Here is a 13,849-nt window from a genome sequence, read left to right on the forward strand (position 1 = left end):
TTCGATGAAGTGCGGAGACGCGTTCTCCTGCCTTATCATGTGTGACTGAGTATTCGCCAGCAGGAAGATTATCTGCTGGCTTTTTTTCGTGTCTGAAAAGGAATCACCATGCTCTGGCTAATGACAATGGGACGTCGCCTGAACGGCGTATACGCGGCTTTTATGCTGGTGGCTTTTATGGTCGGCGTGGCCGGCGCGCTGCAGGCGCCGACGCTGAGCCTGTTCCTGAGCCGCGAGGTCGGCGCGCAGCCCTTCTGGGTCGGACTGTTCTACACCGTGAACGCCATTGCCGGGATTGTGATTAGCCTGCTGCTGGCAAAGCGCTCGGACAGCCGGGGCGACAGGCGGCGGCTGATTATGTTCTGCTGCCTGATGGCGGTGGCCAATGCGCTGCTGTTCGCCTTCAATCGCCACTATTTGACCCTGGTGACCTGCGGCGTGCTGCTGGCGGCTCTTGCCAGTACCGCGATGCCGCAGCTGTTCGCCCTGGCCCGCGAGTATGCCGACAGCTCCGCGCGCGAGGTGGTGATGTTCAGCTCGGTGATGCGCGCCCAGCTGTCGCTGGCGTGGATTATCGGTCCGCCGCTGGCTTTTATGCTGGCGCTCAACTACGGCTTTACGGTGATGTTCTCGATTGCCGCCGGGATTTTTGCCCTCAGCCTGCTGCTCATTGCGCTGGCGCTGCCCTCGGTTCCCCGCGTTGAACAGGCCGCCGACGTGGCGGTGACCGAGGTCAGCGGCTGGCGGGACAGCAACGTCAGGATGCTTTTTGTTGCTTCGGTGCTGATGTGGACCTGCAACACCATGTACATCATTGATATGCCGCTGTGGATCACCAGCGATCTCGGTCTGCCGGAGCGGCTTGCCGGACTGCTGATGGGCACTGCCGCCGGGCTTGAGATCCCGGCGATGATCCTCGCAGGTTACCTGGTGAAGCGCGTCGGCAAGCGGCGCATGATGGTGACCGCCGTGGCGGCGGGCGTGCTGTTTTACGCCGGACTGATTCTGTTCCATTCCCGGGAGGCGCTGCTGGCGCTGCAGCTGTTCAATGCGGTATTTATCGGTATCGTTGCCGGGATAGGCATGCTGTGGTTTCAGGATCTGATGCCCGGCAGGGCGGGCGCGGCGACCACGCTGTTCACCAACAGCATCTCAACCGGGGTTATCCTCGCGGGGGTCATTCAGGGGGCGGTCTCGCAAAGCGCGGGCCATGCGCAGGTGTACTGGGTGATTGCGGCGATCTCTGTGCTGGCGCTGGCGATAACCGCAAGAGTGAAGGATATCTGATGCGCCGGGCAAAGCGCCCGGCGCGGCCAATCAGCCCATAAACGCCGGCTGCCTGTTTTCGTAGTCGGCAATCGCCGCTTCGTGCTGCAGGGTCAGGCCGATGCTGTCCAGACCGTTGAGCATGCAGTGGCGGCGGAAGGCGTCGATTTTAAACGGATAGGTTTTCTCACCCGCTTTAACCACCTCTGCTTCCAGATCCACCTCAAACGTCATGCCCGGGTTTGCCTTCACCAGCGCAAACAGCTCATCAACCTGCTCGTCGCTGAGGGTCACCGGCAGCAGCTGGTTGTTGAAGCTGTTGCCGTAGAAAATATCGGCGAAGCTCGGGGCGATGACCGTTTTGATACCGTAGTCGGTCAGCGCCCACGGCGCGTGTTCGCGCGAGGAGCCGCAGCCGAAGTTTTCGCGGGCCAGCAGGATAGAGGCGCCTTTGTACTCCGGGAAGTTGAGCACGAAGTCGGGATTCGGCTGTTCGCCCTTGTCATCGAGGTAGCGCCAGTCGTTAAACAGGTGCACGCCGAAGCCGGTGCGGGTGACTTTCTGCAGGAACTGCTTGGGGATAATGGCGTCGGTATCGACGTTAGCCGCATCCAGAGGGACAACCACGCCCGCGTGCTGGGTATATTTCTCTGCCATGATTGTCTCCTTATTTCAGACCACGAATGTCGGCGAAGCGGCCGGTAACGGCGGCGGCGGCGGCCATCGCCGGGCTTACCAGATGAGTGCGGCCGCCGCGGCCCTGGCGACCTTCGAAGTTGCGGTTACTGGTGGAGGCGCAGCGCTCGCCGGGATTCAGGCGGTCGTTGTTCATCGCCAGGCACATGGAGCAGCCCGGCAGGCGCCACTCGAAGCCGGCGTCGATGAAGATTTTATCCAGGCCTTCGGCTTCCGCCTGGGCCTTCACCGGACCTGATCCGGGGACCACCAGCGCCTGAACGCCGGGCGCCACTTTGCGGCCTTTGGCAATTTCCGCCGCCGCGCGCAGATCTTCAATGCGCGAGTTGGTGCAGGAGCCGATAAACACTTTGTCGATAGCGACGTCGGTCAGCGGCACGCCCGGCTGCAGGCCCATATAGGCCAGCGCTTTCTCGGCGCTGGCGCGCTCGACCGGATCGCTGAAGGAGGCCGGATCGGGAATGTTGTCGTTCACCGAGATCACCTGGCCCGGGTTGGTGCCCCAGGTCACCTGCGGAGCAATCTCTTCGGCCTGCAGGGTCACGACGGAATCAAAGACGGCGCCGTCGTCGGTTTTCAGGGTTTTCCAGTACGCGACGGCGTCGTCAAAATCCTGGCCTTTCGGCGCGTGCAGACGGCCCTTCACGTAGTTAAAGGTGGTGTCATCCGGTGCCACCAGGCCTGCTTTGGCGCCCAGCTCGATAGCCATGTTGCACAGGGTCATGCGGCCCTCCATGCTCAGGGCCTGAATCGCCTCGCCGCAGAATTCGACCACGTGGCCGGTGCCGCCGGCGCTGCCGGTTTTGCCGATGATCGCCAGCACGATATCTTTGGCGGTGATGCCCGGCGCGGCCTTGCCCTTCACTTCAATCTTCATGGTTTTGGCGCGGCCCTGCTTCAGGGTCTGGGTCGCCAGCACGTGCTCCACTTCCGACGTGCCGATCCCGAAGGCCAGCGCGCCGAAGGCGCCGTGGGTGGCGGTATGGGAGTCGCCGCAGACGATGGTCATTCCCGGCAGCGTCACGCCCTGCTCCGGGCCCATAACGTGGACGATGCCCTGATACGGGTGGTTCAGGTCGTAGAGCTCGACGCCGAACTCTTTGCAGTTCTTAATCAGCTCCTGCATCTGGATGCGGGCCATCTCGCCGGAGGCATTGATATCTTTCGTCTGGGTGGAGACGTTGTGATCCATGGTGGCGAAGGTTTTCGCCGGCTGGCGCACCGGGCGGCCGTGGGCGCGCAGGCCGTCAAACGCCTGCGGGGAGGTAACCTCATGCACCAGGTGGCGGTCGATGTACAGCAGCGGCGTTTCGTTCGGCGCTTCGTACACCACGTGGGCGTCAAACAGCTTTTCATATAACGTCTTTGCCATGATTACGCTCCTTCCGCCACGTAGCGGGCAATAATGTCGCCCATTTCATCGGTACTGACCGCCGCGCCGCCCTGGGCCAGATCGCCGGTGCGCACGCCGTCTGCTAATGCTTTGTTGATGGCGCTTTCAATGGCCGTCGCGGCATCATTTGCGTCGAGGCTAAAGCGCAGCAGCAGGGCCAGGGAGAGGATCTGCGCAACCGGGTTAGCGATATTTTTACCGGCGATGTCCGGCGCGGAGCCGCCCGCAGGTTCATACAGGCCAAAGCCCTGTTCGTTGAGGCTGGCGGAGGGCAGCATGCCCATAGAGCCGGTGATCATCGCGCACTCGTCGGAGAGAATGTCGCCGAACAGGTTGGAGCACAGCAGCACGTCGAACTGGGACGGATCTTTGATCAGCTGCATGGTGGCGTTGTCGATGTACATGTGCGTCAGCTCGACGTCCGGGTAGTCTTTAGCGATCTCGTTAACGATCTCGCGCCACAGAATGGAGGACTGCAGCACGTTGGCTTTATCAATCGAGGTCACTTTGCGGCGGCGTTTGCGCGCCGACTCAAAGGCGATGCGGGCGATGCGCTCAATCTCAAAACGGTGATACACCTCGGTATCAAACGCCTTCTCGTGCTGGCCGCTGCCTTCGCGGCCTTTCGGCTGGCCGAAGTAGATGCCGCCGGTCAGTTCGCGCACGCACAGAATGTCGAAGCCGTTGGCGGCGATGTCGGCGCGCAGCGGGCAGAACGCCTCCAGGCCCGGGTACAGCTTCGCCGGACGCAGGTTGGAGAACAGTTTAAAATGCTTGCGCAGCGGCAGCAGGGCGCCGCGCTCCGGCTGTTCTGCCGGCGGCAGGTGCTCCCACTTCGGCCCGCCGACGGAGCCAAACAGCACCGCGTCGGCCTGTTCGCAGCCCTCAACGGTTGCCTGCGGCAGCGGCGTGCCGTGGTTATCAATGGCGATACCGCCTACATCATAGTGGCTGGTGGTGATGTTAAAACTAAAGCGTGCTCGTACGGCTTCCAGTACTTTCAGGGCCTGCGCCATCACTTCCGGGCCGATGCCGTCGCCCGGCAGTACGGCAATATGGTAACTCTTCGACATTACACGGTTTCCTTATTCTTCTCTTTTTGTTGCGCCTTGCGCTGCAATTCTTTTTCCACTTCACCGGCGCGCCAGATATTGTTCAGCACGTGAACCATGGCTTTGGCGGAGGATTCGACAATATCGGTCGCCAGGCCCACGCCGTGGAAGCGGCGGCCGTTGTAGTTGACGATGATATCGACCTGGCCCAGCGCGTCTTTGCCCTGGCCCTTGGCGTTCAGGTCATACTTCACCAGCTCAATGTCGTAGCTGGTAATGCGGTTGATAGCCTGATAAACCGCGTCCACCGGGCCGTTACCGTTGGCCGCTTCGGCTTTGATTTCATCGCCGCAGGCCAGCTTGACCGAGGCGGTGGCGATATCGCTGGAGCCGGACTGGACGCTGAAATAATCCAGGCGGAAGTGCTCCGGCTCTTCCTGCTGTTTGTTGATGAAGGCCAGCGCCTCCAGGTCGTAGTCGAATACCTGGCCCTTCTTGTCCGCCAGCTTCAGGAAGGCGTCGTACAGGTGGTCCATGTTGTACTCGCTCTCCTTGTAGCCCATCTCTTCCATGCGGTGCTTCACCGCCGCGCGGCCGGAGCGCGAGGTCAGGTTCAGCTGCACCTGGTTCAGGCCGATGGATTCCGGGGTCATGATTTCGTAGTTTTCGCGGTTCTTCAGCACGCCGTCCTGATGGATGCCGGAGGAGTGGGCGAAGGCGCCGGTGCCGACGATGGCTTTGTTGGCCGGGATCGGCATGTTGCAGATCTGGCTGACCATCTGGCTGGTGCGCCAGATCTCGTGGTGATTGATTTGGGTGTGCACTTTCATTACGTCTTTGCGCACCTTAATCGCCATGATCACCTCTTCCAGCGAACAGTTGCCCGCGCGCTCGCCGATGCCGTTGATAGCGCCTTCAACCTGGCGGGCGCCGGCGTTAACGGCGGCGATAGCGTTGCCGACCGCCATGCCTAAGTCGTCGTGGGTATGTACGGAGATAATGGCTTTATCAATGTTCGGGACGCGCTCGTACAGGCCGCTGATGATATTGGCGTACTCAAACGGCATGGTGTAGCCGACGGTATCGGGAATGTTAACGGTCGTCGCGCCGGCATTAATGGCGGCCTCAACCACGCGGGCCAGATCCTCAATCGGCGTGCGCCCGGCGTCTTCGCAGGAGAATTCGACATCGTCGGTGTAGTTACGGGCGCGCTTCACCATATAGACCGCGCGCTCAATCACCTCATCCAGCGTGCTGCGCAGCTTGGTGGCAATGTGCATCGGCGAGGTGGCGATAAAGGTATGAATACGGAAGGCTTCGGCCACCTTCAGCGATTCCGCCGTGACGTCGATATCTTTCTCAACGCAGCGGGCCAGGCCGCACACCCGGCTATTTTTGATGGCGCGGGCAATGGTCTGCACTGACTCGAAGTCGCCCGGCGAGGAGACGGGAAAGCCGACCTCCATCACGTCAACGCCCATGCGCTCCAGGGCCAGCGCAATCTGCAGCTTCTCTTTGACGCTCAGACTTGCCTGCAATGCCTGCTCACCATCACGTAAAGTAGTATCAAAAATAATGACTTGTTGGCTCATGTTGCTAATCCTTATGGGTCCTGGGCGCCTTGCAACGAGCATAAAAAAACCCGCGACACGGCGCGGGTTTTTTTATTTCTGAGGGCTCGATTAACGCTGAACGTCACCCACCAGTCTACCGCGCACAGTAAGAGCGTTTAGTAGTAGTAGACCGGTGAAGTGGGTGGTACGCATCATGTTTCAAACCCGTTAAATTCAAGATGCTTTTAGTGGTACTGGATATGACGGCCAAAGTCAACACTTTCTGTAATCGTGAAGCCAATCGGGGCCGCGCATTAGGAATCGTGCTAAGCAAAAAGTGCTGTCGAAAAGCGCATATATGGCGATAATATCTTAAGAGGATTCCCTTTGTTTGGCGGGAATAATCCTGGTGAATATGGATATTTCTTATTTTTAAAGGATATTGGTGTCACAAGCAATCACAGTTAACTTTATGATATCTCTTGCGCTATTAACATTTGTCTTAATTTATCGGGAATATTCTGTAAGATTTGTCTCGGTGATTATTCATTTATCGGTAAGTTTTATAATTTTTATCAAATGCATTCGGTGATTAAAGGCGTATTGTTTATTGACAGCATTTATGGGTAGACTGCGAAAATCGTGCGGAAGGCCCGTGAAATTAAAGCGCGTGGTTCTCTTCTGCTTGCCTGAATGATGGCTTATTCAGGTGCCGTCCAGGCTCGCATCCTCGGCAATAAATCAGCCTAATGAGATAGGCGTTAAATAAGGAAGTCTCATTTGACAATGGAGTCATATATGATTTTTGAAAGTAAAGACAGGCGTACGTCGGCACCTGCTGTCGATAACTCGCCCTCACAGCTGCGCGCCGTCGATTTAAATTTACTGACCGTATTTGACGCCGTTATGCAGGAGCGAAACATTACCCGCGCCGCCCAGCTCCTCGGTATGTCTCAGCCCGCGGTCAGCAATGCGGTATCGCGGCTTAAGACGGTGTTCAATGATGAGCTGTTTGTGCGCTACGGCCGCGGCATCAGGCCAACGCCGAGAGCCGCGCAGCTATTTGGCGCCATAAGACAGGCGCTACAGCTGGTGCAAAACGAGCTGCCGGGTACCGGCTTTGAGCCAGCCAGCAGCGATCGCGTATTTAACCTTTGCGTCTGTAGCCCGCTTGACGATCGGTTGACTTCTTTAATATTGAATAAGGTGAGTGAACTGGCACCAAATATTCATTTGATATTTAAATCCAGCTTAAATCAAAATGCTGAACATCAGCTCCGCTATCAGTCGCTGGAGTTTATCATCGGCTACGAAGCGTTTTCACCGCCTGATTTTGCCTCGACGCCGCTTTTTCACGATGAAATGGTCCTGGTCCACAGCGCCAATCATCCGCGCTTAAAAGGGCCGCTCAGGGAGAGCGATATTTATCGCGAAGAGCATGCGGTTGTTTCTCTGGAACGTTACGCCTCATTCAGCCAGCCGTGGTATGACACTCAGGAAAAGCAGGCCGCGATTGCTTATCAGGGAGCGGCGCTCAGCAGCGTATTAAATGTGGTTTCACAAACGCATCTGGTGGCAATTGCGCCGCGCTGGCTGGCGGAGTCGTGCATCGATAGTCTGAATATTAAGCTGCTGCCGCTGCCATTAAAATTAAATAGCCGCACCTGCTTCCTTTCATGGTATGAAGCGGCGGGACATAATAAAGGTCATCAGTGGATGAAGTCGCTGCTAAATACCGTCTGTAGCGGTTGATTTTTCCTGGTGGATATTTTTGGTTTATTTTGTGTTTTTGCTAATTTACGAGATTTTATACTGATTGATGCCGGGAGTAACAACTTCCCGGCATGAAAAAATGGATCATTTCCTGCCTGCAGCGATTTATGCAAAATTTATTGGTGAGTATGCCGTCATTAATGAACTAATTCACCAGATAAGCATAACTGAGCTTCTTTTTATTCCAAATCCACTATCTCTCCTCTCCTGAGGGTCGATTGCCTGCCTGCTGGCGAGCGGTTATGTTAAGCGAATGCTGCAATTTATTCACAGCGGGGAGCACGGATTCCGCTGTATGACGACGCGAAAATGAGTTCCGTGGTCATCAACAAGCCTGGAGGCAAAGCATGGAGATGTTATCTGGCGCCGAGATGGTGGTGCGATCGCTGATCGACCAGGGCGTAAAGCAGGTGTTTGGCTATCCCGGAGGCGCGGTCCTCGATATTTATGATGCGCTACATACTGTGGGCGGCATCGATCATATTCTGGTCCGCCACGAGCAGGCGGCGGTCCACATGGCCGACGGCCTGGCGCGGGCGACGGGCGACGTCGGCGTCGTGCTGGTGACCTCCGGTCCCGGCGCCACCAATGCCATCACCGGTATTGCCACCGCCTATATGGACTCTATTCCGCTGGTCGTGCTCTCGGGTCAGGTGGCGACATCGCTTATCGGCTACGACGCCTTCCAGGAGTGCGATATGGTCGGTATCTCCCGCCCGGTGGTGAAGCACAGCTTTCTGGTCAAGCAAACCGAAGATATTCCCGGCGTGCTGAAGAAGGCTTTCTGGCTGGCGGCCAGCGGCCGTCCGGGGCCGGTAGTGGTTGATTTACCAAAAGATATCCTCAATCCGGCGAACAAGCTGCCCTACGTCTGGCCTGAGTCGGTCAGTATGCGCTCTTATAACCCGACCACCAGCGGCCATCGGGGGCAGATTAAGCGTGCCCTGCAGACGCTGGTGGCGGCGAAAAAACCGGTGGTTTACGTCGGCGGCGGGGCGATTAACGCCGGCTGTGAAGACGAACTGCGGGCGCTGGTTGAGCAGCTCAATATTCCGGTGGCTTCCTCGCTGATGGGCCTCGGCGCTTTCCCTGCCACCCACCGCCAGGCGCTCGGTATGCTGGGTATGCACGGCACCTTTGAGGCCAATATGACGATGCATAACTCGGACGTTATCTTTGCCGTCGGGGTGCGGTTTGATGACCGCACCACCAACAATCTGGCGAAGTACTGTCCGGACGCTACCGTTCTGCATATTGATATCGATCCGACCTCCATTTCCAAAACCGTGGCCGCCGACGTGCCTATCGTCGGCGATGCTAAGCTGGTGCTGGCGCAGATGCTGGAACTGCTGGCGCAGGAGCAGGGCGTCCAGCCGCTGGACGATATCCGCGACTGGTGGCAGCGCATCGAGCAGTGGCGGGTTCGCCACTGCCTGAAATATGACGCGGACAGCGGCAAAATCAAACCCCAGGCAGTCATTGAAACGATCTGGCGCCTTACCGGTGGAGACGCCTACGTGACCTCTGATGTCGGGCAGCATCAGATGTTTGCCGCCCTCTACTATCCATTTGATAAGCCCCGCCGCTGGATCAACTCCGGCGGTCTCGGCACGATGGGCTTTGGCCTGCCCGCCGCGCTGGGCGTCAAAATGGCCCACCCGGATGCGACGGTCGTATGCGTGACCGGCGACGGCAGCATTCAGATGAATATTCAGGAGCTCTCCACCGCCCAGCAGTACGATCTGCCGGTGATTATCCTCAACCTCAATAACGGCTACCTCGGCATGGTGAAGCAGTGGCAGGACATGATTTACTCCGGCCGCCACTCGCACTCTTACATGAAGTCGCTGCCCGACTTTGTGCGGCTGGCAGAGGCGTACGGCCACGTCGGTATCCGCATTCAGGAGCCGTCGGAGCTTGAGAGCAAGCTGAACGAAGCGCTGGAGCTGGTGCGCAGCAACCGGCTGGTCTTTGTGGATGTGGTGGTGGACGGCAGCGAGCACGTCTATCCGATGCACATCCGCGGCGGCGGAATGGATGAAATGTGGCTGAGCAAAACGGAGAGGACCTGATCATGCGCCGGATATTATCAGTTTTACTGGAGAACGAATCGGGCGCGCTGTCGCGGGTTATCGGCCTCTTCTCCCAGCGCGGTTATAACATTGAGAGCCTGACCGTGGCACCCACGGACGATCCGACGCTCTCCAGGATGACTATTCAGACCGTTGGCGATGAAAAGACCATTGAGCAGATTGAGAAGCAGCTGCACAAGCTGGTTGACGTTCTGCGGGTCAGCGAACTGGGGCAGGGCGCGCACGTCGAGCGTGAGATCATGCTGGTCAAAGTGCAGGCCAGCGGCTATGGCCGGGAAGAGGTGAAGCGCAACGCGGAGATCTTCCGCGGCCAGATCATCGACGTCACGCCCTCTATTTATACCGTTCAGCTGGCAGGCACCAGCGATAAGCTCGATGCTTTCCTTGCCTCGCTGCGCGACGTGGCGCGCATTGTTGAAGTTGCCCGCTCCGGCGTCGTCGGCCTGTCGCGCGGCGATAAAATCATGCGCTAGGCGGTTATATCAACCTAAATACGTAGCCCGACCTCTAGCGTCGGGCTTTTTTTGCGAAATCACCATGAATTGTAAATAAAAGCGGTTGCCGCTATAGAGTTTCTGCGTTTAGATGTTATGAAAACTCGTCCATAGCATCGTAATGGTTATGGACTGGACATATTAAGCAAGGGGCATTTGTGAAACTGGATGAAATCGCCCGGCTCGCCGGCGTCTCGCGGACCACGGCCAGCTATGTGATTAACGGTAAAGCCAAACAGTACCGCGTCAGCGATAAAACCGTTGAGAAGGTCATGGCTGTTGTACGTGAGCATAACTATCATCCCAACGCCGTCGCCGCGGGTCTGCGCGCGGGCCGCACGCGGTCAATCGGCCTGGTTATCCCCGATCTGGAAAATACCAGCTATACCCGCATAGCGAATTACCTGGAGCGCCAGGCCCGCCAGCGGGGGTACCAGCTGCTGATCGCCTGTTCGGAAGATCAGCCCGACAATGAAATGCGCTGCATCGAGCACCTGCTCCAGCGCCAGGTTGATGCGATCATTGTTTCAACATCGCTGCCGCCCGAGCATCCCTTCTACCAGCGCTGGGCCAACGATCCCTTTCCGATTGTCGCCCTCGATCGCGCGCTCGATCGCGAACACTTTACCAGCGTCGTCGGCGCCGACCAGGAGGATGCCGAAGCCCTGGCCGCAGAGTTGCGTACCTTCCCGGCGGAGACGGTACTCTATCTCGGCGCGCTTCCCGAGCTGTCGGTGAGTTTTCTGCGCGAGATGGGTTTTCGCACGGCGTGGAAAGACGATCCGCGCGAAGTGCACTTTCTTTATGCCAACAGCTACGAGCGCGAAGCCGCGGCGCAGCTGTTTGAGGCCTGGCTTGAAACCCACCCGATGCCGCAGGCGCTGTTTACCACCTCTTTTGCGCTGCTGCAGGGCGTGATGGACGTGACGCTGCGCCGCGAAGGTAAGCTCCCCTCGGAACTGGCCATTGCCACCTTCGGCGATAATGAGCTGCTCGATTTTCTGCAGTGCCCGGTGCTGGCGGTGGCTCAGCGCCACCGCGACGTGGCCGAACGGGTGCTGGAGATTGTCCTTGCCAGCCTCGACGAACCGAAAAAGCCTAAGCCGGGCCTGAGCCGCATCCGCCGCAATCTGTACCGTCGCGGCAGTCTCAGCCGTCGCTAGCCGGGGGACGCGCTTCGCCCACTAGCGCGAAGCGCGTAATTAACCGCAATAAAAGGTGGGATTATTCCTGAAATTAGGCGTTGAATATTTGCCACAACAGAATGAAACAGCGAATTAACGGCCGCAATGAGTTACCAGAAAGTAAACTCACGTTTAATTTGTATTGTTTTGTTACAGCCCTCACCTGAATTGATTGATTAACAACCACTTCATTTTTACGCTCACATTTGCTTACCACCTCATGCCTTCCGGTGCCTGTAAACAGATCTCCTTAGGGCTGTTAACGGCGCTGAGAATGTCCTAAAATGCCGCCCTCGTCGCAATTTGGCACTTTATATTTTTACTTTAGTGAATTTGTGATGGCGGAAAATCGTTAAGAAGGTGTTGGTTCTTTTCTCGCACGTATTCAAAACGTTAATTTTCTTCACGCGCTGGATGTTATTTAAGCAGGGCGAATATTGGCTGTTATTTAGGGTTATTACGACTCAGTTAGCCTTCGTGCTGGCTTGACAAGCTTTTCCTCCGCTCCGTAAACTCCCTCAGGTGGGAATTTGTGGGGTAAAGTGGAGAAAAGGGGTGAGGCTGGCATGTTCCGGGGAGCAACGTTAGTCAATCTCGACAGCAAAGGGCGCCTCGCGGTGCCGACCCGCTACCGGGAACCGCTGCTCGGGAACGCTGCTGGTCAACTGGTCTGTACCATTGACATCCATCACCCGTGCCTGCTGCTTTACCCGCTTCCCGAGTGGGAAATCATCGAGCAAAAATTGTCACGACTGTCGAGCATGAACCCGGCGGAGCGGCGCGTTCAGCGCCTGTTACTGGGCCATGCCAGCGAGTGTCAAATGGACAACGCCGGTCGTTTGCTGATTGCGCCGGTTTTACGGCAACACGCCGGACTGACTAAAGAAGTGATGCTGGTCGGACAGTTCAATAAATTTGAATTGTGGGATGAGGAGACCTGGTATCAACGGGTCAGGGAAGATATCGACGCAGAGCAATCCGCCTCCGCAGAGCTGACGGAGCGGTTGCAGGACTTGTCTTTATAAGATGATGGAAAACTATAAACATACTACGGTACTGCTGGATGAGGCCGTGAATGGCCTCAATATTCGTCCGGACGGTATCTATATTGATGGTACTTTTGGTCGCGGTGGCCACTCGCGCCTGATCCTCTCGCACCTGGGTGCTGAGGGGCAACTGCTGGCTATTGACCGCGATCCGCAGGCGATAGCGGTGGCTAACACCATCGACGACCCGCGCTTTTCCATCGTGCACGGACCTTTTTCCGCGCTGGCTGATTACGTCGCCGAGCGCGGCCTTATGGGCAAGATCGACGGCATTTTGCTCGATCTTGGTGTCTCTTCACCGCAGCTTGACGACGCCGAGCGCGGCTTCTCTTTTATGCGCGACGGTCCGCTGGATATGCGCATGGATCCGACGCGCGGCCAGTCTGCGGCGCAGTGGCTGCAGACCGCTGACGAAGCCGATATTGCCTGGGTGATTAAAACCTTTGGCGAGGAGCGCTTCGGCAAGCGCATCGCGCGCGCCATCGTTGAGCGCAACCGCACGGCGCCGATGACCCGCACTAAAGAGCTGGCAGAGGTGGTGGCGGCGGCGACGCCGGTGAAGGACAAATACAAACATCCTGCGACCCGTACTTTTCAGGCGGTGCGCATCTGGGTGAACAGTGAACTTGAGGAGATAGAGCAGGCGCTAAAAAGCTCGCTCGACGTGCTGGCCCCGCAGGGAAGGCTCTCCATCATCAGTTTTCACTCGCTGGAAGACCGCATCGTGAAGCGCTTTATGCGCGAACACAGCCGCGGGCCGCAAGTACCGGCGGGATTACCGATGACTGAAGAGCAGTTGCGAAAATTGGGTGGCCGTCAGCTGCGAGCACTAGGCAAGTTGATGCCGGGCGAACAAGAAGTGGCAGAAAATCCACGTGCCCGTAGTTCAGTTCTGCGCGTTGCAGAGAGGACGAACGCATGATCGGCAGAGTGTCAGAGGCCCTAAGCAAAGTAAAAGGATCGATTGGAAACAGCGAGCGCCATGCCTTGCCTGGTGTGATCGGCGACGATCTTTTGCGGTTCGGGAAGCTGCCACTCTGCCTGTTCATTTGCATCATTTTGACTGCAGTAACGGTGGTTACGACGGCGCACCATACCCGTCTGTTAACCGCCCAGCGTGAACAACTGGTTCTGGAGCGGGACGCGCTCGATATTGAGTGGCGCAACCTGATCCTTGAAGAGAATGCCCTCGGCGATCATAGCCGGGTTGAGCGGATCGCGACGGAGAAGCTGCAGATGCAGCATGTCGATCCTTCCCAGGAAAACATTGTTGTTCAAAAATAAGGATTATCGCGACGC

13 protein-coding genes are annotated in these 13,849 nt (G+C 57.4%); 8 read left to right on the top strand and 5 right to left on the bottom strand.

The window, feature by feature from the left end; genetic code table 11:
* The first annotated feature begins 108 nt into the window (after positions 1 to 108).
* Complete coding sequence (locus ENGE1_RS07460) at positions 109 to 1,287, top strand: sugar efflux transporter (RefSeq protein ID WP_048253183.1); 1,179 nt, start codon at positions 109 to 111, stop codon at positions 1,285 to 1,287.
* Between the two features lie 30 nt (positions 1,288 to 1,317).
* On the opposite strand, the gene leuD is transcribed toward ENGE1_RS07460, so the two are convergent.
* The 5 genes from leuD to leuL form a co-directional block, all read right to left on the bottom strand.
* Positions 1,318 to 1,923 (bottom strand): 3-isopropylmalate dehydratase small subunit, encoded by a 606-nt coding sequence (gene leuD / locus ENGE1_RS07465; RefSeq protein WP_043086019.1) that lies wholly within the window; start codon positions 1,921 to 1,923, stop codon positions 1,318 to 1,320.
* A 10-nt stretch (positions 1,924 to 1,933) separates the two neighbouring features.
* Complete coding sequence (leuC, locus tag ENGE1_RS07470; protein ID WP_048253182.1) at positions 1,934 to 3,334, bottom strand: 3-isopropylmalate dehydratase large subunit; 1,401 nt, start codon at positions 3,332 to 3,334, stop codon at positions 1,934 to 1,936.
* A 2-nt stretch (positions 3,335 to 3,336) separates the two neighbouring features.
* Complete coding sequence (gene leuB / locus ENGE1_RS07475; RefSeq protein WP_048253181.1) at positions 3,337 to 4,428, bottom strand: 3-isopropylmalate dehydrogenase; 1,092 nt, start codon at positions 4,426 to 4,428, stop codon at positions 3,337 to 3,339.
* Entirely contained in the window at positions 4,428 to 5,999 is a 1,572-nt protein-coding gene (gene leuA / locus ENGE1_RS07480; protein WP_048253180.1) for a 2-isopropylmalate synthase, read from the bottom strand. Before leuA ends, leuB begins: the two co-directional genes overlap by 1 nt.
* Positions 6,000 to 6,089: 90 nt before the next feature.
* Entirely contained in the window at positions 6,090 to 6,176 is an 87-nt protein-coding gene (gene leuL, locus ENGE1_RS29480) for a leu operon leader peptide (RefSeq protein WP_106912797.1), read from the bottom strand.
* 582 nt (positions 6,177 to 6,758) lie between these two features.
* Here leuL and leuO point away from each other — a divergent pair.
* The 7 genes from leuO to ftsL all read left to right on the top strand — a co-directional run bounded on the left by leuO (position 6,759) and on the right by ftsL (position 13,834).
* On the top strand, positions 6,759 to 7,712 hold the full coding sequence (leuO, locus tag ENGE1_RS07485) for a transcriptional regulator LeuO (RefSeq protein ID WP_048253179.1): 954 nt from the start codon (positions 6,759 to 6,761) through the stop codon (positions 7,710 to 7,712).
* Positions 7,713 to 8,080: 368 nt separating this feature from the next.
* The gene (gene ilvI / locus ENGE1_RS07490; RefSeq protein WP_048253178.1) at positions 8,081 to 9,805 is read left to right on the top strand and encodes an acetolactate synthase 3 large subunit; all 1,725 of its coding nucleotides are present in this window, start codon (positions 8,081 to 8,083) and stop codon (positions 9,803 to 9,805) included.
* A 2-nt stretch (positions 9,806 to 9,807) separates the two neighbouring features.
* The gene (gene ilvN / locus ENGE1_RS07495) at positions 9,808 to 10,299 is read left to right on the top strand and encodes an acetolactate synthase small subunit (RefSeq protein WP_043086009.1); all 492 of its coding nucleotides are present in this window, start codon (positions 9,808 to 9,810) and stop codon (positions 10,297 to 10,299) included.
* Between the two features lie 179 nt (positions 10,300 to 10,478).
* Positions 10,479 to 11,483 carry a catabolite repressor/activator gene (cra, locus tag ENGE1_RS07500; protein ID WP_048253177.1) on the top strand — a complete coding sequence of 335 codons (1,005 nt, stop codon included), beginning with the start codon at positions 10,479 to 10,481 and terminating at the stop codon, positions 11,481 to 11,483.
* Positions 11,484 to 12,070: 587 nt separating this feature from the next.
* Positions 12,071 to 12,529: a division/cell wall cluster transcriptional repressor MraZ gene (gene mraZ / locus ENGE1_RS07505; protein ID WP_048253264.1), complete on the top strand. Its 459-nt coding sequence runs from the start codon at positions 12,071 to 12,073 to the stop codon at positions 12,527 to 12,529.
* Between the two features lies 1 nt (position 12,530).
* Positions 12,531 to 13,472, top strand: coding sequence for a 16S rRNA (cytosine(1402)-N(4))-methyltransferase RsmH (gene rsmH, locus ENGE1_RS07510; RefSeq protein ID WP_048253176.1), 942 nt, complete (start codon positions 12,531 to 12,533; stop codon positions 13,470 to 13,472).
* Positions 13,469 to 13,834 (top strand): cell division protein FtsL, encoded by a 366-nt coding sequence (gene ftsL, locus ENGE1_RS07515; protein WP_043086005.1) that lies wholly within the window; start codon positions 13,469 to 13,471, stop codon positions 13,832 to 13,834. The genes rsmH and ftsL overlap by 4 nt, the downstream gene beginning before the upstream one ends.
* Positions 13,835 to 13,849 lie beyond the last annotated feature (15 nt).

The organism is Pluralibacter gergoviae ATCC 33028 = NBRC 105706 (genome assembly GCF_001598855.1).
Lineage (GTDB): Bacteria > Pseudomonadota > Gammaproteobacteria > Enterobacterales > Enterobacteriaceae > Pluralibacter > Pluralibacter gergoviae.